The following is a 19,916-nucleotide window of genomic DNA, read 5'->3' as shown; positions in this document are numbered from 1 at the left end:
TGAATCCTTCACCCACAGTCCGTCCCGATCGCCAGACCGGCGGTTTTCCCACCAACGCCGCGCCGATCCCTCTTTATAGAGGCTGACGGCTGCAACCTTCGCGTCCTGTGGAACTGTGCCGATCCATGCAACCATCGGTGCGCCGGCAACGGGAGCGGAGACGGTCATGACAGGGGCAAGGACAGGCGGGGCCGCCTCCCCCAGCCGGATGAAAGCCGCTCTGGCGGCACTCCTTGCCGCAATCGCGCTGATCGGCGGCCTGTGGCTGGCCGGCCCGTCCGGCGGTAACCGCGCCCGCGCCGCCGAGACCGCCCAGAACAGCCAACCCCCGCCGGTGACGGTCAGCCCGCCGCTGCGCAAGGAGATCGTCGAATGGGACGAGTTCACCGGCCAGTTCCAGGCGGTGGACTTCGTGGAGATCCGGGCGCGGGTCAGCGGCTATCTCGACTCCATCGCCTTCCAGGACGGCCAGATCGTCAAGCAGGGCGACCCGCTGTTCGTCATCGACCCCCGCCCCTTCGAGGCGGCTCTGGCCTCGGCGCGGGCGGAGCAGCAGCAGGCCGAGGCCAAGCTGGACCTGTCGAACCGCCAGCTTGCCCGCGCGTCGGAGCTGCGCCGCAGCGACAACGTCGCGGCCAGCGTGTTCGACGAGCGCCAGCAGCAGGTCCGCGTCGACGCCGCCGGGGTCGAGGTGGCGAAGGCCGCCGTCCGGACGGCGGAGCTGAATGCGAACTTCACCCGCATCACCGCCCCGATCGCCGGCCGCATCAGCCGGCGCGAGGTCAGCGTCGGCAACCTGATCGTCGGTGGCGACAGCGGCACGACGACCCTGCTGACCACCATCGTCTCGCTCGACCCGATCTACTTCACCTTCGACATGAGCGAATCCGATTACCTCGCCTACCAGCGGGCGGCGGCGCGCGGCGCCTTGAGGTCGCAGCGTGACGGCGGCATCGAGGTCGAGGGCCGCCTGTTCGACGAGCAGAGCTGGACCCTGAAGGGCACGCTCAATTTCATCGACAATCAGGTGAGCCCCGGTGCCGGCACCATCCGCGCCCGCGCCGTCTTTCCCAACCCGTCGCTGCTGCTGACGCCCGGCCAGTTCGGGCGGCTGCGCCTGCCCGGATCGGACCGCTACACCGCCACGCTGATCCCCGATCAGGCCGTGGTCAGCGACCAGGCCAACAAGATCGTCCTGACGGTCGGCAACGACGGCACGGTGGTGCCGAAGCCGGTGCGCCTCGGCCCCATCGAGGACGGGCTGCGCGTCGTGCGCTCCGGGCTGGAGGAAACGGACAAGGTCATCATCAACGGCCTCGTCCGGGCCCGGCCGGGCACCAAGGTGACCCCGCAGGACGGACGGATCGAGCCGCCGAAGCCGCCGGCCGGTTGAGCGGAGCCGGGACCATGAACATCTCGCACTTCTTCATCAACCGGCCGATCTTCGCGGCGGTCCTGTCCATCTTCATCACGCTGATCGGGGTTTTCGCCTATCTGACCCTGCCGGTCGCGCAGTATCCGGAGATCGCGCCGCCGACCATCGTCGTCAACGCGACCTACCCCGGCGCGTCGGCGCAGGTGGTCGCCGACACCGTGTCCGCCCCCATCGAGCAGGAGGTCAACGGCGTCGAGGACATGCTCTACATGGCCTCGCAGGCGACCAGCGACGGACGGCTCCAGCTCACCATCACCTTCAAGCTGGGCACCGACCTGGACAACGCGCAGGTGCTGGTGCAGAACCGCCTCGCCGTGGCCGAGCCGCGCCTGCCGGAGGATGTGCGGCGCATCGGCGTGACCGTGCGCAAGAACTCGCCCGACATGCTGATGGTGATCCATCTGAACTCGCCGGATGGAACGCGCGACCAGCTCTACATGTCCAACTACGCGCTGCTGCAGATCAAGGACGTGCTGGCGCGCCTGGACGGGGTGGGCGACATCCAGGTGTTCGGCGCCCGCGACTACGCCATGCGCGTCTGGCTCGACCCCGACCGGGTGGCGGCGCGCGGCCTGACCGCCGGCGACGTGGTGCGGGCGATCCAGGCGCAGAACGTCCAGGTGTCGGGCGGCGTCATCAACCAGCCGCCAGTGCCGGCCCCCGGCGCCTTCCAGCTCAACGTCGAGACGCTGGGCCGCCTGACCGACCCGCGCGAGTTCGGCAACATCATCGTCAAAACCGACGGGGCCGCGGTCACCCGCCTGCGCGACGTGGCGGGCGTCGAGCTGGGCGCGCAGGACTACAACCTCAACGCCTATCTGGACCGCCAGCAGGCGGTGCCGCTGGTCATCTTCCAGAGGCCGGGCTCCAACGCGCTGGAAACCGCCGACCGCATCCTGGCGACCATGGCGGACCTGTCCAAGGGCTTCCCCAGCGGGATGCGCTACGACGTGGTCTACAACCCGACGGAGTTCATCGCGCAGTCGGTGGAGGAGGTCTACAAGACGATCTTCGAGGCCGTGGCGCTGGTCGTCATCGTCGTCATCCTGTTCCTTCAGACGTGGCGCGCCTCCATCGTGCCGATCGTCGCGATCCCCGTTTCGCTGATCGGCACCTTCACGGTGCTGGCAGCACTGGGCTATTCGCTGAACACGCTGTCGCTGTTCGGGCTGGTGCTGGCGATCGGCATCGTCGTGGACGACGCCATCGTCGTCGTGGAGAATGTGGAGCGGTTCATCCGCCAGGGCATGAAGCCCAAGGACGCCGCGCACGAGACGATGAACGAGGTCGGCGGCGCGCTGATCGCCATCGCCCTGGTGCTCACCGCCGTGTTCATCCCGGCGGCCCTGGTCAGCGGCATCTCCGGCCAGTTCTTCCGCCAGTTCGCGGTGACCATCGCGACCGCCACGGTGATCTCCTGCCTGGTGTCGCTGACCCTCAGCCCGGCGCTGTGCGCGCTGCTGTTCAAGCCGCACGAGGCGCACCCGGCCAAGCCGTCGCCGCTGATGCGCCCGGTCAACGCCTTCTTCGGCGGCTTCAACCGCGGCTTCGACCGTTTGTCCAACGGCTACGCCGGGCTCACCGGGCGGCTGGTGCGGCTGCCGGTGATCGTTCTGGCGGTCTATGGCGTGCTGCTCGCCCTGACGGGATGGCAGTTCAGCCGGGCGCCGACCGGATTCATTCCGAACCAGGACCAGGGCTATCTCATCACGGTGGTGCAGCTGCCGCCCGGCTCGTCGCTGGCCCGCACGGACGAGGTGGTGCGCACCGCGGTGGACACGCTGCTGAAGACGCCGGGGGTGATCCACGCCGTGCCCTTCGCCGGCTTCGACGGCGCCACCTTCACCAACGCGCCGAACGCCGGGGCGATCTTCGTCACCCTCGCCCCCTTCGCCGACCGCATCCCGAAGGGCCAGACCGCCGAGTCCGTGCTGGGCGACCTGAGAACCCGGCTGGGCGCTATCGAGGACGCCTTCATCATCACCATCCCGCCGCCGCCGGTGCGCGGCATCGGCAATTCCGGCGGCTTCAAGATGATGGTGGAGGACAAGCGGGGCCGCGGCCTGCCCGCGCTGGAGGAGGCGGTGAACGAGCTGGCCGGTGCGGCGAACCGCATTCCGGGCCTCGTCGGCGTGTTCTCGCTGTTCAACACCAAGACGCCGAAGGTCTTCGCCGACATCGACCGCCAGCGCGCCGAGATGCTGGGCGTCACCGCCGACCAGGTGTTCGAGGCGCTGCAGATCTATGTCGGCTCCTCCTTCGTCAACGAGTTCAACCTGCTGGGCCGCACCTACCGGGTGACCGCGCAGGCCGACGGGCGGTTCCGCCAGACCCCGCGCGACATCGCCAACCTGAAGACCCGCAACGCGCAGGGCGACATGGTCCCGATCGGCGCTGTGGCGGAGTTCCAGAACATCACCGGACCCTATCGCGTCGCCCGCTACAACCTCTATCCGGCGGCGGAGCTTCAGGGGAACACACTGCCCGGCTTCTCCACCGGCTACGCGCTGGCGGCCATGGAGAAGGCGGCGGCCGACACCCTGCCGGACGGCTTCGGCTTCGAATGGACCGAACTGGCCTACCAGGAGAAGGCGGCGGGCAACACCGGCCTGCTGGTGTTCGGGCTGTCCGTCGTCTTCGTCTTCCTGGTGCTGGCGGCGCAGTACGAGAGCTGGGCGATGCCGCTGTCGGTCATCCTGATCGTGCCGATGTGCCTGCTGGCCTCGGTGACCGGCCTGCTGATGCGCGGGCTGGCGGTGGACATCCTGGCGCAGGTGGGATTCGTCGTGCTGGTCGGGCTGGCCGCCAAGAACGCCATCCTCATCGTCGAGTTCGCCCGCCAGAACGAGCTGTTCGAGGGCAAGGACCGTTTCGAGGCCGCGGTCGCGGCGGCGCGCACCCGGCTTCGCCCGATCCTGATGACGTCCTTTGCCTTCATCCTGGGCGTCGTGCCGCTGATGATCGCCCAAGGAGCCGGGGCGGAGATGCGCCAGTCGCTGGGCACCGCGGTGTTCATGGGGATGCTCGGGGTCACCCTGTTCGGCCTGATCTTCACCCCCGTTTTCTACACGGTGATCCGCCGCCTGTTCAGCGGGCCCCTGGCCGTCAACCAGCATCCCGCCGACCAGCATCCATCGCGGACCGCGGAAGCGCCCGCCCGGGGGCCCGTTGCAGCGGACCCCGCGGCGTCCGGGAGGTACAATCCGGCGACCCGTGAAATCCCGGGAACCCCCGCCCCCGAGCGTTGATCCCCGGAGCGTTGATCGGGTGCTGCCGCGCGGCTGTGGCGCGTCCCAGAGGCGCCGGCCGGAAGCACCCGTCCTTAACATGGGAAACGATCATCCCCCAGGCGTCGCGCCGTCACCACGGGAGACCATGCGCAGATCGATCAGCGCCCGGCGTGCCGAAGTGCCGAGGTTGCAGGCAGCGCCCGCAGCAACCGATCGACCGCTCCCATGGCGCTCGACGTCCGGATTGCCCCGCCAGATGTTCCTACCCGCACACCGGTCTCCTAGCTGCGGTCGTAAGCCGCGAGCGCTACCGGCAAAGCCTGGATCACAGCGTTGCCGACCGCGGGAAGACCCGCCAGCACGGCACTGGCGACCTCGTCCCGCGTGGCGCCCAAACGCTTGGCGTCGGCGACATGGAACGGCAGTCCGCTCTCGAGACGGGCGGCAGCCAGAATTCCGATGTAGACGAGCTCAGCGGTTTTGGCGTCCAGGGCGGAGGCCACCTCCAGCCTTTTCACCGCTTCGAGCCATGCCTGCTGATGGGCCGGCGCTTCTTTGCTGAACGTTTGGAAAGCATTGCTGACGTGTGGCGTGTCGGTCATCGGCTCAGTCCGCTCCGGTCGCAGGCTCCTTTGGGGCTTCCGCCGATCGGTGCCTGCGACCCAATGATCTGGGTGTTTCATCCCCAGGATGTTCACTTGCCGACCATGACACCCTGGGGTCGCCGCACGGAAGTGCGCAAATTGTCCGAGATGCGAAATCGCGACATGAGCGTTGCGTCGCACCGCGCACCAATGCCCTGAGATGGCGGAAAATCACGCCGTCTCGGGGTGGCGCCTCTCGAACTCCCAGACGCGCTCGAAACCCATCAGGCGGGTGAAGTCGGGGAAGGGGTAGAGGTCGCCCGGATACTCGGCGCTCGACCCCTTGGCGAGGATTTCGCCGTAGGCGCTGCGCAGCGCCGCGGCCATCGCCAGGAAGCCGGTGGCCGGGAAGATGGCGATGCGGTAGCCCAGCGATTCCAGCTGCGCCCCGGTCATCACCGGCGTGCGCCCGCCCTCCACCATGTTGGCGATCAGCGGCTTGCCGATGGTCCGGCAGATCCGCTCCATCTCCGCCTCGCTCTCCGGGCTTTCCACGAAGATGATGTCGGCACCGGCCTCGGCGTAGGCGTCGGCGCGGCGCAGCGCCTCGTCGAGGCCGAGCGTCGTGCGGGCATCGGTGCGGGCGATGATCAGGAAATCGCTCGACGACCGCGCCTCGCAGGCGACGCGGATCTTGCGCACCATGTCGGCCATGGGGATGACCCGGCGGCCCGGCGTGTGGCCGCACTTCTTCGGGAATTCCTGGTCTTCGAGCTGGATGGCGGCGGCCCCGGCCTCCTCATAGCCGCGGATGGTGAAGTCGACGTTCAGCAACCCGCCGTAGCCGGTGTCGCCGTCGGCGATCAGCGGCGTGCTGGTGCCCCGCGCAATCGCCCGCACCCGGCCGACCATGTCGCTGTAGGTGGCGAGCCCGGCGTCCGGCAGGCCGAGATGGCTGGCGACGGTGCCGTAGCCGGTCATGTACAGCGCGTCGAACCCCATGCCGTCCGCCACCTTGGCCGAGATCATGTCGAACACGCCGGGGGCCGAGATCAGGCCCGGCTGCGACAGGCGTTGTTTGAGCGACTTGGGCTTGAGGGATGTGGTCATGTCGTTGGAATCTCCGGAAGTCTTTACGAGGCCCGCCGGTGCATGCGCCGGTCGATGTGCAGCAGGCCGGCGCTGATGAGCACGGCGGTGGTGGCGAGGATGAGCACCACGGCCATCATGGTGCGCACGTCGTGCCCGCCGATGGCGTTCATGACGAGGTAGCCGAGGCCGCGCTGCGAGGCGAACATCTCGCCGATCAGCACGCCCAGCAGGGTCAGCGAGAAGCCCACCCGCAGGCCGGACACCAGTTCCGGCAAGGCCGCGGGCAGGATGATGGTGGAGACGAGCTGGGGCGGCGACAGGCGCATCACCCGTGCGCTGCGCAGCATCACCGGCGGGATGGTGCGGACCGCGTTCATCGTGAAGATGATCACCGGGATGATGCCGTGGATCGTCCCGAAGGCCACCTTGGCCGACAGGCCCAGCCCGAAGGCGAGCAGGATCACCGGGTAGAGCGTGATCTTGGGCAGCGAATAGAGCGACACCAGGATCGGCTCCGCCACCTCCCCGGCCAGCCGGTTGATGCCGAGCGCGATGCCGATGGTCAGCCCGCCGAACACCGCCAGCAGCAGCGAATAGAGCAGCGCGATGCCGGTCTCCGCGACGTGTGGCCAGAAGGTGGCGGAGCCCAGCAGCTCCACGGCGCGGGCCAGCGTGTCGGCGGGCGAGGTCAGGGCGACGCTGCCGACGATCCAGTGCAGGACCTGCCACAGGGTCACCAACGCGACGATGACGAGGAGCGTATCGGTCTTTCTGTGCATGGCCGTCAGCGCCTCCGCCGCTGCATGATCCGGCGCTCCCAGGTGAAGAGCACCGCGTTGAGCACCGTCACCAGGACGATGATGAACAGCATCAGCGCGTACATCCGCGCGTTGTCGAAGTTGTTGAAGGCATAGGCGATGCTGTAGCCGATGCCCGAGGAGGACATGATGAACTCCGCCGCGATGACGCCGATGAAGCAGTAGGCGATGGCGAGCTTGGCCCCGGTGAACAGGAAGGGTGCGGCGCTGGGCAGCTTGACCATCAGCGCCGTGCGCACCGGGTCCATGCCATGGACGCGCGCGGTTTTCAGCAGGACGCGCGGAATCCGGTCCAGCCCGTTCAGCGTGTTGATCAGCATCGCCACCACGCCGAACAGCGTGCCGATCACCACGATGGGCGCCGCCCCCAGGCCGAAGATGACGATCAGCACCGGGTAGAAGACGAAGAAGGGCACCGCGTAGTAGGTCGCCAGGAAGGGGTCGAGCGCCCGGCGTACCCGCGGCATGGCGTGGATCGCCACGCCGCCGATGAAGCCGAGCAGGATCGAGGCGATCACCGCCATGGCGACGTTGCCCAGCGTCTCGCCGATGTCGGCGCTGGCCGCCCCCGAGGCGAGAAGGCGGTAGAGATCGCCGGCCATGACGCTGGGTGCTGGCAGGACCGTCTTGGCGATGACGCCGGCCCGGCACAGCACCTCCAGCAGCAGGACGGCGCCGCTCACCACGATCAGGCGGAGCCAGCCCGCCCAGCTCACGACCCACCCCCAGCGAGGCCCGCCGCCTTCAGGCTCTCCTCGCGCAGCAGGCGCCACAGCCGGGCGGTGATTTGGCCGAAGGCGTCCTCGCTGGCGATGCGGGAATCGCGCTCGCGTGGCCAGCCCGTCTCGATCTCCTCGATGATCCGTCCGGGCCGGGACGACATGACGCCGATGCGGTCCGACAGCATGGCCGCCTCGTCCAGCGCGTGGGTGATCAGCATCACCGTGGCGCCGGTCTCGCGCCACAACTTCAGCAGCTCGTCGCCCATGATCAGGCGGGTCTGGGCGTCGAGCGCGCCGAACGGCTCGTCCAGCAGGATCAGGCGCGGGCGCATCACCAGCGTGCGGGCGATGCAAACGCGCTGGCGCATGCCGCCGGACAGCTGCACCGGATAGGCCTTGGCGAAGTCCTTCAGCCCGACGAAGCCGACGGCGTAGGTGACCCGCCGCTCGATCTCCGCCGGATCGACGCCCGCCCGGCGCAGGCCGAAGGCGATGTTGTCCCACACGGTCAGCCAGGGAAAGGTGGCGTCCTCCTGGAACACCACCCCGACGCCGTCCGGGACCTTGCCGGCCACCGGCTTGCCTTCGAAGCTCACCGACCCCTCGGTCGGCACGGACAGGCCGGACAGCACGTCGAGCAGCGTGGACTTGCCGCAGCCCGACGGCCCGACGACGGAGAAGAACTCCCCCTTCCGCAAGGTCAGGTCGACGGGGCCCAGCGCGTGCACCCCGCCTTGGCCGGGAACGCCGTAGATGCGGCTCACCCCCTTCAGTTCGGCGTGGACAGCCGGAGCGGGGTTGGCCCCCGCCTCCTCGTGCAGGTCGCGCTTGGCGGCGACGTTGGCTTTCATCGGGGGCTTCCTCCCGGTCATCGTGATGCGTCAGGCGGATGTTCTTCAGGGCGGTTATTTCAGAAAATTGGCGTCAGAGTGCTTCGACCAGTCGACCTCGCCCTTGACCTCGCCGATGATCTGCAGGCCCTTGATCAGGTTGTCCATCCCGTCATACTCGAAGTCACCGGCGCTCCAGTATTTGATGGTCGCCAGATTCTTCAACGCCTGCAGCGCCACCGCCTCGTCGATGTCGTAGTATTTGGTCATGATCTTGGCGGTCTCTTCGGGATTGGCGTAGACGAAGTCCACTCCCTTGCGCCGCGCCTCGATCAGCTTCCGCAGCTTGTCGCCGTTCTTCGCGGCGAAGTCCGACGTGGTGACGCCCACGGTCTGCACCATGGTCGGCAGCTCGGTCTCGACCGCGAAGACCATGCGGTACTTGTTCTGCACGCGCGCCCAGATCGGGTCCATCACCGGGGCGGCGGCCACCGCGCCCTGCTCCAGCATGGTCAGGCCGCCGCCGATGCCGCCCGCCGACACGCCGTCCACAGTGATGCCGTGCTTGTCCTTCACCATGGTCAGCAGCATGTCGGTGACCGACTTCGGGCTGGTGAAGGCGACCTTCTTGCCGTCCAGATCCTTGGCGGTCTTGACCGGGGAGTCCGGCTTGGTCACCCACAGGATCTCGCCCGCCGTGCGGACGCCGGTGTGGATGATCTTCACGTCCAGACCCTGGTTGATCGCCGCCACCGCCGCCGACAGGGCGACCTCGCCGTAGGGCATCGGCGCCGCCATGACGTTGCGCATGGTCGTGCCGCCGCCCTTGGAGGTCAGGACGCCGGTGATGTCCAGCCCCTGCTCCTTGTAGTAGCCCTTCTCCATGGCGACGGCGTAGGGAGCGCCGTACATCAGGACGCCCCAGTGAGTGACCGTGATCTCCTCGGCCTGCGCCGGGACCAGGGTGGCGAGCGCCACTCCCATGGCCGCCGCCCCCAGGACCGCCTTGCGCTTCATCGTGGTCATGAACGACATCGCTGTTCCTCCCAATAGCCGCTGGCCTTTCCGGCCATGCGCGTTGACCCGGACCCGTCAGGCGGTGGGCAGGGCGTGAATCCACGGGCGCTGCGCCCGGTCGCGCGCCTCGAACGCCGCCATGGCGGCGTCGTGGCGCAGGCTGGCCCCGATCTCGTCCAGCCCCTCCAGAAGCGCCTGCCGCCGCGCTGCCTCCATCGTGAAGGGGAACTCCCGCCCGTCCGGGGCGGTGACGCGGCACGTCTCGATGTCCACCGTCATGGTGGCGGCCGGCGTTGCCTGGACGACGGCGACGAGTTGGGCGAGCGCCGCCTCGTCCAGGGTCACCGCGGCCAGACCGTTCTTCTGGCAGTTCTCGTGGAAGATGCTGGCGAAGCTCGGCGCGATCACGCAGCCGATGCCGAAGTCCATCAGGCTCCACACCGCGTGCTCGCGCGACGAGCCGCAGCCGAAATTCTCGCCGGCCAGCAGGATCTTGGCCTCCCGCCAGGGGGCCTGGTTCAGGACGAAGTCCGGCCGTTCCCGGCCGTCGTCGTCGAACCGCCATTCGGAGAAGAGGCCCGCGCCCAGCCCGCTGCGGTGGATGGTCAGCAGATGCGCCTTGGGGATGATCGCGTCGGTGTCGACGTTGGCGCGCGGCAGCGGTGCGGCGATCCCGGTGATGCGGTTGACGGGTTCCGGCATGTCAGGCGCTCCCTTCCAGGCTGCGGACATCGACGATGCGGCCGGCCACGGCCGCCGCCGCCGCGGTGGCCGGGCTGGCGAGGTGGGTGCGCGCCCCCGGCCCCTGGCGGCCTTCGAAATTGCGGTTGGAGGTGGCGACGCAGCGCTTGCCCGGCGGCACCCGGTCGGCGTTCATCCCGGCGCACATCGAACAGCCCGGCTCCCGCCATTCGAAGCCGGCGGCGGTGAACACCCGGTCCAGCCCCTCCGCCTCGGCCTGCCGCCGCACTTGGCCGGAGCCCGGAACGACCAGCGCGCGCAGGCCGGCGGCGACCCGGCGGCCCTTCAGAACGGCGGCGGCGGCCCGCAAATCCTCGATGCGGCTGTTGGTGCAGGAGCCGATGAAGACCATGTCCACCGGCAGATCGCGGATCGGCGTCCCCGGCTCCAGCCCGATGTAGTCGAGCGCCCGGCGCATCGCCTGCCGGCGCTTGGGGTCGGCCTCGCGCTCCGGATCGGGAACGGTCTCGCCGACGCCGATGCAGTCCTGCGGGCTGGTGCCCCAGGACACCTGCGGCGTGAGGCCGGAGACGTCCAGTTCGATCTCGGCGTCGAAGCGGGCACCAGGATCGCTCGCCAGGGCGCGCCACGCGTCCACCGCCTGTTCCCACAGGTCGCCCGCCGGAGCGAAGGGCCGCCCCTGGAGATAGGCGAAGGTCACCTCGTCGGGCGCGATCAGGCCGAAGCGCGCGCCCAGCTCCACCGACATGTTGCAGACGGTCATCCGCTCTTCCATGGAGAGCGCGCGGATGGCCGGACCGGCGTATTCGACGCCGTAGCCCGTTGCCCCGGCGGTGCCGATGGTGGCGATCAGCTTCAGCACCATGTCCTTGGCCGACACGCCCGCCGGGCGGGTGCCGGTGACGGTGATGCGCATGGTCGGCGGGCGGCGCAGGATGGCGGTCTGCGTCGCCATGACATGCTCGACCTCCGACGTGCCGATGCCCCAGGCCATGGCGCCCAGGGCGCCGACCGTGCTGGTGTGGCTGTCGCCGCAGACCAGGGTGGCGCCCGGCAGGGCGATCCCCAGTTCCGGCGCGATCACATGCACGATGCCCTGGCGGATGTCGCCGAGGTCGAACAGCGCGACGCCGGTGGCCTCGGCGTTGGCGCGCAGGGCGCGGATCATCTCCGGCCCGCCCGGCACCGTGTCGTCGGTGCGGCCGTTCTCGGTGGAGACGATGTGGTCCGCCGTCGCGAAGGTCAGGTCGGGGCGGCGCAGCCGGCGCCCGGCGGCGGCAAGCCCGGCGTAGGCCTGCGGGCTGGTGACCTCGTGCAGCATGTGGCGGTCGATGTGGAGCAGCACCCGCCCGTCGCCCAGATCGGCGACGACGTGCTGGTCCCAGATCTTGTCGATGATGGAACGCGGCGTGGTCATGGCGTTGCCTCCCGTCATTCGGCCCGTCATTCGGCGGCCCGGTAGGCCTGTTCCCGCTCGTAATAGTCGGGGAAGCCGACAAGGGTTTTCAGCGCCTCGAAATCGGCCTGGGCCACGTGGCCCTCCCGCCCGTCCGCCACCGCGGCCAGGGCGGTGCGCATGGCGTCGATGGCCGCCGACATCAGGGTCAGCGGATAGGCGGCGAGCTTGAAGCCCAGCGCCTCCAACTCGTGCGGCGGCAGAATCGGTGTCTGGCCGCCGCGCACCATGTTCGCCATGGCCGGCCGGTCGATGCCGGCGCAGAAGGCGGCCATTTCCGCCGCGTCGTGCGGAGCCTCCATGAAGATGATGTCGGCGCCCTCCTCCACGAAATCCTGGCAGCGCTCCAGCGCCGCGTCGAAGCCGTGCACGGCGCGCGCGTCCGTCCGCGCCAGGATCAGGATGTCGTCGGACCCCGAGCGGGCGGCGTCGACGGCGGCGCGGATCTTCATGCGCGCCTCGGCCCGCCCGACGACCTGCTTGCCCTTGGTGTGGCCGCAACGCTTGGGGCTGACCTGATCCTCGATCAGGACGGCGGCGGCCCCAGCGCGGGCGTAGTCGCGCACGGTGCGCTGCACGTTCATGGCGTTGCCGTAGCCAGTGTCGCCGTCGCCGATCACCAGCAGGCCGGGGGCCGCCTGACAGACGTTGCGGAGCTGGTCCAGCATCTCGGCGAAGGAGATCAGCCCGGTGTCGGGCATCCCCAGCCGGGTGGCCGAGACGGCGAAGCCGCTCATCAAGCTGACGCGGAAACCGGCCTGCTCGATCAGCCGCGCCGACAGCGCGTCGAAACAGCAGGGCATCAGGTGAAGGCCGGGAGCCTCCAGCGCCGTTTTCAGGCGTTGTGCGGGTGTCGTCACCGGTTGTATCCCTCCCTCGCCGCCGCGTCCGCCGGCGGCGTCCAACAGGGCGCACCGGAAGCGGGCGATTGATTTGTTGTGCCCACGAACATAATGCGTCATTGTATACAACGCAACCCGTAAAGTTCGGGCGCCGAACAGAAGGGCAAGGGAGGTCAGCATGGCGGACAGCGCCGGGGCTCTGGCGCCCCAATGGGACAACGGATCGAGCGGTGGCTCGAACCGCGCCGCCGACCGCGCCTACCGCTTCATCCGGGAAGGCATCCTGGCCAGCCGCTGGCCGCCGGGCGCCCATCTGCGCGAGCAGGAACTGGCCGAGTTGACCGGGGTCAGCCGCACCCCGGTGCGGGAGGCCCTGCGCCGCCTGTCCGCCGACGGGCTGCTTCAGCTCGTGCCCAATCTGGGCGCCAAGGTGAACGCCTGGACGATCCAGGACCTCGACGAGATTTTCGGGCTGCGCGCGACGCTGGAAAGCCAAGTGGCCGGTCTCGCGGCCAGCCGCGCGGAGCCCCAGCATCTGGCGGAGCTGGGGGCGCTGTGCGACGCGATGGAGGCGGTCGTGGGGGACGGCGACGCGGTGGACTTCTCACGCATCACGCCGCTGAACGACCGCTTTCACGGCCTGTTGATCGACATCGCCGGGGATCGGCGCCTAGGCCAGATGATCCGGCAGGTGGTGGAGATGCCGCTGGTTCTGCGGACCTTCGCCCGCTACAGCCGGCGCGACCTCGCCCGCAGCATGAACCACCACCGCGAGATCGTCGAGGCCCTGACCGCCCGCGACGGGGAATGGGCGTCGTCAGTGATGCGCGCGCATGTGCGCGCCGGGCGGGCCGTCTTCACGGTCCCGAAGACAGAGTGAGAGTCATTGTATACAACGATGACACGCCGATACGGGGAGATGGATCGCCCCGATCAACGCAGCACAAAGGTCCCGGCGCCCTCAAGGGACGCCGGGACAAAGGTCAGGACGCTACTAAGAGCGGTCGGTCAGGCGACCAGGAAGCCGGCGCCGACCGGATCGTTGCGGTCGATGACCCAGCGGGCGGTGCCGAGGATGCTGGCCGTGCCCTTGACGGTCGGGCGCACGGCGCGCACGCCGTTCAGGCGAGTCTCGCCGAGCAGGCTGCCCTCGAAGGTGCCGGTGCCGAGCAGGCCCTCGGAGCGGATGGTGTCGCCGATCGCCATCTTCCCGCGCGCCTCGAACATCGCCATCATCGCGCTGGTGCCGGTGCCGCCCGGCGAGCGGTCGAGCTGGCCGGCGCTGAAGACGTGGACGTTCTTGTAGAAGGCGCCCTCGATGGTCGGCTCGTGCCAGAAGGTCACAAAGTTGAAGTTGTTGATGTGCGCCGAGGCCGGGTGCTGGATCGCCACCTTCTGGCGGAGTTGCTCGCGCGCCAGGATGCCGTAATGCGACAGGGCGGTGCCGTTCTCCGCCCCGATGCGCAGCGACGTGCCGGTCAGGTCGATGATGCCGAAATAGTTGCCGCCCCACACGATGTCGGCCTTCAGCGGGCCGATCTCCGGCAGCTCGAACGCGACGTCCTGCGCGGCGACGTAGGCCGGGACGTTCTCGAACTTGGTCCACAGCACCCGGTCGCCCTCATGGGCCACCTCGGCGACGACGAGGCCGGCGGTGGTTTCGAAGCGGATGGTGGTGCGCCCGTTCTCGCCGCGGCGGACGAGGCCGTTGGCGACCATCGCCATGGCGACGGCGATCGTGCCGTGGCCGCACATGTGCGAATACTGGGTGCCGTCGATGTAGATCAGGCCGGCGTCGTAGTCCGGGCCGGACGGCGGGGTCAGGAAGACGCCGAACATGTCCTTGTGGCCGCGCGGCTCGCGCATCAGGGCTTCGCGCAGCCAGTCGTAATGGGTCTCCAGGAACTGGCGCTTCTCCAGGATGCTGGAACCGGCCGGATAGGGGATGCCGCTGTGGATGATGCAGAGCGGCTCGCCCTCGGTGTGGGTGTACAGGACATCGAATGCGTCTTGCATGCGCATGGAAGGACCCTTTCGTGGATCGGATTCAGTGTTGGATCGGGGGGATGAAGCGGGGGGTGCCGGGACCGGCGGTCAGCGCCGGTCCGACAGAAGATGCAGCCCGACGGTGAGGTCGAGGATGATGATCGCCAGGGCCGCCACGCCGATGGTGATGGAGGACACCGCGGCGATGACCGGGTCGATCGTGTATTGGACGTAGTTGAAGAGCTTGACCGGGATGGTCGTCATCTCCGCCGTGGTGTTGAAGATGCTCAGCTCGACGTTGATCCAGGAGGAGATGAAGGCGAAGATCGCGCCGCTCGCCAGGCCGCTGCGGATCTGCGGCAGCGTAACGAGGAAGAAGGTCTCCATCGGGCGGGCGCCCAGGTCGGCGGAGGCCTCCTCCAGCGCCCGCTGCTCCGGGGTCAGCTGCGGCAGGACGGAGCGCAGGACGAAGGGCATGATGATGACGATGTGCCCGACCAGCAGCGCCGTGAAGCTGCGCATCAGGCCCAGCGCCGCGCAGTATTGCAGCAGGGCGGCGCCCAGCACGACGTGCGGCAGGACCAGCGGCGACATCAGCAGCGACAGCAGGAACTTCTTGCCCGGAAATTCGCAGCGGGCGATGGCCAGCGCCGCCGGAACGCCGAGCAGCAGGGCCGCCGCCGTGGCGACCAGGGCCAGCAGGGTGCTGGTGCCGAAAGCCGCCAGATAGGAGCCGTCGCCGAGCATCCGCCCGTACCAGTCGAGCGTCAGCCCCTGCGGCGGGAAGGCGAGGTAGCTGGTGGCGGTGAAGGAGGACCCGACGATGACCAGGAGCGGCAGGATCAGGTAGGCCATGACCGACCAGGACACCACCCGCAGAAGAAGCCGGGCGATCATTGGGCTTTCCTCCCCGTTGCGCTGGCCCCGGCGTTGCCGATCCAGCCGGCCAGACCGACCAGGACCAGCGTCATGACCAGCAGCGTGATGCTGAGCGCGCCGCCGTAATTCACGTCGAAGACCGTGCTGTACTGCTGGAAGATCAGCATGGGGAAGACCGTGATCTTGCCGCCGCTCAGCAGGGCCGGCGTGACGTAGGCGCTGACCGCCAGGGTGAAGACCATGACGATCCCCGACATCAGCCCCGGCAGGCAGAGCGGAAAGGTGACCGTCCGGAAGGTGTCGAAGGGCGTGGCGCCGAGGTCGGAGGAGGCGTCCTCCAGCGCCGGGTCCACCGCGGCCAGCGCGTTGCCGACGGCCAGCACGATGAAGGGCAGCAGGATGTAGACCAGCCCGATCACGATGCCCAGCTCGGTGCCGAGGAAGCGCATCGGGCGGTCCAGGATGCCGACCCCGACCAGCGCGTCGTTGACGAGGCCGTTGCGTCCCAGCAGCACCATCCAGCCGAAGGAGCGGACGATGTTGCTGGTGAACAGCGGCAGCACCAGCAGGATGACGCAGGTCCGCCGCAATGCCCGCGACTTGACCACCCGCACCAGATAATAGGCCAGCGGATAGCCGAGCAGCGCGCAGGCCACCGTGGTCAGCCCGGCGATGCGGAAGGTCGCCGCCAGCACATCCCAGTGATACTGGTCGAACAGCACCCGCGCGTAGTTGCCCAGCGACGGCACGCCGCCTGCCATCAGGCTGGACGACACGACCACGATCATCGGGACGGCGAAGAAGGCGGCGAAGAAGGCGACCGGGGCCGCCAGCAGGGGCAAGGCTCGGTTCATGGCGGCACTCATGGTCGTGCTCATGGTCCGGACCGGTGGGTGGCCGGTTCGGCGATGATGTGGACGTGGCCCGGACGGAAGCCGACGAAAACCGGCGCCCCCGGATTCAGCCCCTCCCCCGCCATGCCCAGCCGGCGGCTGGCCAGCAGATGCTCGCCGACGCGCACCGTCACGACGGTCTGCCCGCCGGTGTCGATGACGTCCTCGACGAAGCCCTGGTCGGTGATCAGACCCGGCGCCTCCGGCTCCTTCAGCAACTCCACATGCTCGGGCCGCAGCACCGCGGTGTAGCGCTGCCGCGTGTCGGCCCCGAGATGGGGCAGCAGAGCCGATCCCACCGCCAGCCGCACCCCGGCGTCGCCCTCCGCCGTTCCCGGCAGCAGGTTGGCCTCGCCGATGAAGTCGGCGACGAAGCGGCTGGCCGGGCGGGTGTAGATGGCCCGACCGTCGCCCACCTGTTCGATCACGCCGCGGTTCATGACGACGATGCGGTTCGCCATGCTCATCGCCTCCTCCTGGTCGTGGGTCACGAACACGAAGGCGATGCCGAGCTTCTCCTGGAGATGCTTCAGCTCGATCTGCATCCGCTTGCGCAGCTTCAGGTCGAGCGCGCTCAGCGGCTCGTCGAGCAGGAGGAGCTTCGGGCGGTTGACGAAGGCCCGCGCCAGCGCGACGCGCTGCTGCTGGCCACCCGACAGCTCCCGCGGATGGCGTCCCGCCGCGGAGTCCAGCCCGACCAGCTCCAGCGCCTCGCGGGCGCGCTCCAGCGCCTCGCCCCGCGGCACCCCGTGGCGGCGCGGCCCGTAGGCCACGTTGTCGAGGATGCTCAGATGCGGGAACAGGGCGTAGTGCTGGAACACCGTGTTCAGCGGGCGCCGGTGCGGCGGCAGCCGCGTCACGTCCTCTCCGCCGATCCGGATGGCCCCGGAATCGGGGGAGAGGAAGCCGGCGATGCAGCGCAGCAGGGTCGTCTTGCCGCAGCCGCTCGGCCCCAGCAGGGCGACGAACTCGCCATGGGCCACATCCAGCGACACGTCCCTCAGCGCATGGTATGTGCCGAAATGCTTGTCGATGGAGCGGATGGAGAGCAGGGCGTCGGGCTTGGGCGTCGCGGACATGGAGGGGCTCCCCGGCTGGCTGCGGTTCACTGGCGGGCGAGTTCGCGGTTCCAGGCGTCGGTGATCGCCGCGCGGTCGCGGTTGATGTCCGCCCAGTTGAAGAGCTGGAGGTTCTTGACCGACCCGCCGACGCCCCAGGGAAGCTTGCGCTCGACGTCCGGCGACACGGACACGCCCTGCACCGCCGGGCCGAGATAGAGCTTCTCCGCCAGACAGGCCGACGCTTCCGGGGTCAGGGCGGTGTCGATGAAGCGCTGGGCGTCGGCCTTGTGCGGGGCGTTCTTGACCAGATGCAGGCGGGCGTCGGTGGCCCAGACGCCTTCCTTCGGGACGGCGAAGCCGATGGGCAGGCCCTTGTCGGCCAGATCCCAGGCGCCGACGTTGAAATGCGCGCCGATGATCGCCTCGCCGCTCTGGTAGGCGTTGCTCGCCGCCCCCGAGCTGTCGAAGTAGAGCGCGGTCTTCAGCGTCTTCAGCTTCTCAAACGTCTTGGACAGGTCGCCCGGCGGGTTGCCCCACATGCGGTTCAGGAACATGACGAAGGGCACACCGGAGGAGTTGGCCGGCGACGGGATCGTCACCGTGTCCGCGAACTCCGGCTTCCACAGATCGTTCCACGAGGTCGGCGGGGTCTTGATCTCCTTGGTGTTGTAGGTCAGGCCGAGCGAGTAGTAGCCGGACCCCACGGCGAAGATCGACTTGTCCGCCTTGTAGATCGCCTCCGGCAACGCCTTCGCCAGGTTCGGCACGCCCGTCGGGTCGATGGCCTCCAGCACGCCCGCCGCCTGCGCCATTTCGCTGATGCCGCCGTCCATGTAGGCGACGTCGAGCGTCGGCGCGTCCTTCTGCTGCTGCAGCTTGGCGAAGGTCACGGTCGAGGTGCCGATCTCCGGAACGACGCGGACGCCGGTCGCCTTGGTGAAGGGCTCCGCGACGCAGGTGCGGAACGCCTCGCCCCAGTTGCCGCCGTACCAAGCGACGCGGATTTCGCCCTGGGCCGCGGCCGGCAGGGCGTACAGGGAGACCCCGGCCGCCAGGACGGCGGTCAGGGCGGCAAAGCGTGAGACGGTGCGGGTGGCGGCGCGCGTATGGGTCATGACCGGTTCCTTCGTGGTGTCGGTCCAGCGGGCGTCAGAGCCGTGGTTCGTTCGAAAGCTAATTGTTCCGACGTATTTTCCGATAGAAGAATGCTGCCGAATCCTTGAATATTTCCGACATGCCGACGCCCAGACCCGACACGACGGACGCCCCCGACCGCGACGCCCCGCCCTCCGCCGATCCCCGGTTGCGCATCGGCTTCGTGCTGCTCGATCAGTTCACGCTGACCGCCTTCTCCGGGTTGATCGACGCGCTCCGGCTCGCCGCCGACCCCGGAGGGCGCAGCCGGCAGATCGACGCGAGCTGGACGGTGATGAGCGTCGGCGGGCAGCCGCGCCAGTCCAGCTGCGGCGTGCTGGTGACGCCCAACAGCGACCTGCTCGCCCCGGCGCCCTTCGACTATGTGGCGGTGTGCGGCGGCAATGATTACCGGAACGAGGTGCCGGGGCCGGTGACCGCCTATCTGCGCGCGGTGGCGGCGCAGCGGGTGCGGCTTCTCGGCATCTGCACGGGCACCTTCGCCATCGCGCGCGCCGGCCTCGTCGGGACGCGCCGCGTCTGCGTCCATTGGAACGTGCTGGACACCTTCCGTGAGCGCTTCCCGTCCGCCAACGCCTCGGTGGACCATCTCTTCATCGACGAGGGCGACCTGATCACCTGCGCCGGATCGACGGCGGCCATCGACCTCGGCCTCTATCTCGTCGGACGGCACTGCGGCGGGCAGAAGGCGCGGCAGGCCGTCCGCCACATGATGCTGCAGGACATCCGCCCCGGCGCGCTGCCGCAGGCCCATTTCTACGCCAACCTCGACGGCGTGACCGACGCCCGCGTCCGTCAGGCGACGCATTTCATCGAGCAGCGTCTGGACTCCCCGCCCTCGGTCGAGGCCATCGCCCGCTATGTCGGGGTCAGCGCCCGGCAGCTCGAACGCTCCTTCCAGGCGACGCTGGGAATCTCGCCGTCGGCCTTTCAGCGCCGGCTGCGGCTGGATTACGGCCGCTGGCTGCTGGAGCACACACGCCGCACGATCACCGAGATCGCCTTCGACTGCGGTTTCGCCGATGCCGCCCATTTCTCGCGCGATTTCAAGACCCAGTTCGGCGAGATGCCCAGCCGGGCGCGCAAGGGCAAGAGCGACGGCGCGTGAGGCGGCCGTTCAGGACACCCGGCATTCGGCAGGGCTGAGGCGAACCGCATTCGGCGTCGCGGCCACCTGGGGCAACCGCACGGCAAAGGCGGTTGACGTTGGACGA

Annotated in this window: 18 protein-coding genes; 4 read left to right on the top strand and 14 right to left on the bottom strand. The window is 68.9% G+C overall.

Going from position 1 to position 19,916, the window contains the following annotated elements; all coding sequences use genetic code 11:
- The first annotated feature begins 166 nt into the window (after positions 1-166).
- Positions 167-1,393 (top strand): efflux RND transporter periplasmic adaptor subunit, encoded by a 1,227-nt coding sequence (locus FBZ83_RS13590; RefSeq protein WP_145683673.1) that lies wholly within the window; start codon positions 167-169, stop codon positions 1,391-1,393.
- 14 nt (positions 1,394-1,407) lie between these two features.
- Entirely contained in the window at positions 1,408-4,683 is a 3,276-nt protein-coding gene (locus FBZ83_RS13585; RefSeq protein WP_145683671.1) for an efflux RND transporter permease subunit, read from the top strand.
- A gap of 263 nt (positions 4,684-4,946) precedes the next feature.
- On the opposite strand, the gene FBZ83_RS13580 is transcribed toward FBZ83_RS13585, so the two are convergent.
- From FBZ83_RS13580 to FBZ83_RS13540, 9 genes are all read right to left on the bottom strand, one after another.
- Entirely contained in the window at positions 4,947-5,267 is a 321-nt protein-coding gene (locus tag FBZ83_RS13580) for a carboxymuconolactone decarboxylase family protein (protein ID WP_145683669.1), read from the bottom strand.
- Positions 5,268-5,480: 213 nt separating this feature from the next.
- On the bottom strand, positions 5,481-6,359 hold the full coding sequence (locus FBZ83_RS13575; protein WP_145683667.1) for an isocitrate lyase/PEP mutase family protein: 879 nt from the start codon (positions 6,357-6,359) through the stop codon (positions 5,481-5,483).
- Between the two features lie 23 nt (positions 6,360-6,382).
- Positions 6,383-7,120: an ABC transporter permease gene (locus tag FBZ83_RS13570; RefSeq protein WP_145683665.1), complete on the bottom strand. Its 738-nt coding sequence runs from the start codon at positions 7,118-7,120 to the stop codon at positions 6,383-6,385.
- 5 nt (positions 7,121-7,125) lie between these two features.
- A complete protein-coding gene (locus tag FBZ83_RS13565) occupies positions 7,126-7,875 on the bottom strand; it encodes an ABC transporter permease (protein ID WP_145683663.1) in 750 nt (249 codons plus the stop codon).
- A complete protein-coding gene (locus FBZ83_RS13560; protein WP_145683661.1) occupies positions 7,872-8,732 on the bottom strand; it encodes an ABC transporter ATP-binding protein in 861 nt (286 codons plus the stop codon). Before FBZ83_RS13560 ends, FBZ83_RS13565 begins: the two co-directional genes overlap by 4 nt.
- A 54-nt stretch (positions 8,733-8,786) precedes the next feature.
- Positions 8,787-9,746: an ABC transporter substrate-binding protein gene (locus FBZ83_RS13555; RefSeq protein WP_145683659.1), complete on the bottom strand. Its 960-nt coding sequence runs from the start codon at positions 9,744-9,746 to the stop codon at positions 8,787-8,789.
- Between the two features lie 57 nt (positions 9,747-9,803).
- The gene (leuD, locus tag FBZ83_RS13550; RefSeq protein ID WP_145683657.1) at positions 9,804-10,430 is read right to left on the bottom strand and encodes a 3-isopropylmalate dehydratase small subunit; all 627 of its coding nucleotides are present in this window, start codon (positions 10,428-10,430) and stop codon (positions 9,804-9,806) included.
- Position 10,431: 1 nt separating this feature from the next.
- Positions 10,432-11,847: a 3-isopropylmalate dehydratase large subunit gene (gene leuC / locus FBZ83_RS13545; protein ID WP_145683655.1), complete on the bottom strand. Its 1,416-nt coding sequence runs from the start codon at positions 11,845-11,847 to the stop codon at positions 10,432-10,434.
- A gap of 26 nt (positions 11,848-11,873) precedes the next feature.
- Positions 11,874-12,746 carry an isocitrate lyase/PEP mutase family protein gene (locus FBZ83_RS13540; protein WP_145683653.1) on the bottom strand — a complete coding sequence of 291 codons (873 nt, stop codon included), beginning with the start codon at positions 12,744-12,746 and terminating at the stop codon, positions 11,874-11,876.
- 160 nt (positions 12,747-12,906) lie between these two features.
- Here FBZ83_RS13540 and FBZ83_RS13535 point away from each other — a divergent pair, with 160 nt between their 5' ends.
- Positions 12,907-13,608 (top strand): GntR family transcriptional regulator, encoded by a 702-nt coding sequence (locus FBZ83_RS13535; protein ID WP_145675297.1) that lies wholly within the window; start codon positions 12,907-12,909, stop codon positions 13,606-13,608.
- Between the two features lie 128 nt (positions 13,609-13,736).
- Here the strand turns inward: FBZ83_RS13535 and FBZ83_RS13530 are convergent, their stop codons facing one another.
- From FBZ83_RS13530 to FBZ83_RS13510, 5 genes are all read right to left on the bottom strand, one after another.
- On the bottom strand, positions 13,737-14,744 hold the full coding sequence (locus tag FBZ83_RS13530; RefSeq protein ID WP_247888293.1) for a proline racemase family protein: 1,008 nt from the start codon (positions 14,742-14,744) through the stop codon (positions 13,737-13,739).
- A 78-nt stretch (positions 14,745-14,822) separates the two neighbouring features.
- Complete coding sequence (locus FBZ83_RS13525) at positions 14,823-15,611, bottom strand: ABC transporter permease (RefSeq protein ID WP_145683651.1); 789 nt, start codon at positions 15,609-15,611, stop codon at positions 14,823-14,825.
- Entirely contained in the window at positions 15,608-16,447 is an 840-nt protein-coding gene (locus FBZ83_RS13520; RefSeq protein ID WP_247888292.1) for an ABC transporter permease, read from the bottom strand. The genes FBZ83_RS13525 and FBZ83_RS13520 overlap by 4 nt, the downstream gene beginning before the upstream one ends.
- Before the next feature lie 20 nt (positions 16,448-16,467).
- Complete coding sequence (locus FBZ83_RS13515) at positions 16,468-17,565, bottom strand: ABC transporter ATP-binding protein (protein WP_145683647.1); 1,098 nt, start codon at positions 17,563-17,565, stop codon at positions 16,468-16,470.
- Positions 17,566-17,591: 26 nt separating this feature from the next.
- On the bottom strand, positions 17,592-18,662 hold the full coding sequence (locus FBZ83_RS13510) for an ABC transporter substrate-binding protein (protein WP_145683645.1): 1,071 nt from the start codon (positions 18,660-18,662) through the stop codon (positions 17,592-17,594).
- Between the two features lie 119 nt (positions 18,663-18,781).
- Here FBZ83_RS13510 and FBZ83_RS13505 point away from each other — a divergent pair, with 119 nt between their 5' ends.
- Positions 18,782-19,810 carry a GlxA family transcriptional regulator gene (locus FBZ83_RS13505; protein ID WP_145683642.1) on the top strand — a complete coding sequence of 343 codons (1,029 nt, stop codon included), beginning with the start codon at positions 18,782-18,784 and terminating at the stop codon, positions 19,808-19,810.
- Positions 19,811-19,916: the final 106 nt, after the last annotated feature.

Origin of the sequence: Azospirillum brasilense (assembly GCF_007827815.1) — a bacterium.
Classification (GTDB): Bacteria; Pseudomonadota; Alphaproteobacteria; order Azospirillales; family Azospirillaceae; genus Azospirillum; species Azospirillum brasilense_C.
Note: the sequence above shows the minus strand (reverse complement) of the source record. Positions and strands in the feature narration are given on the sequence as shown.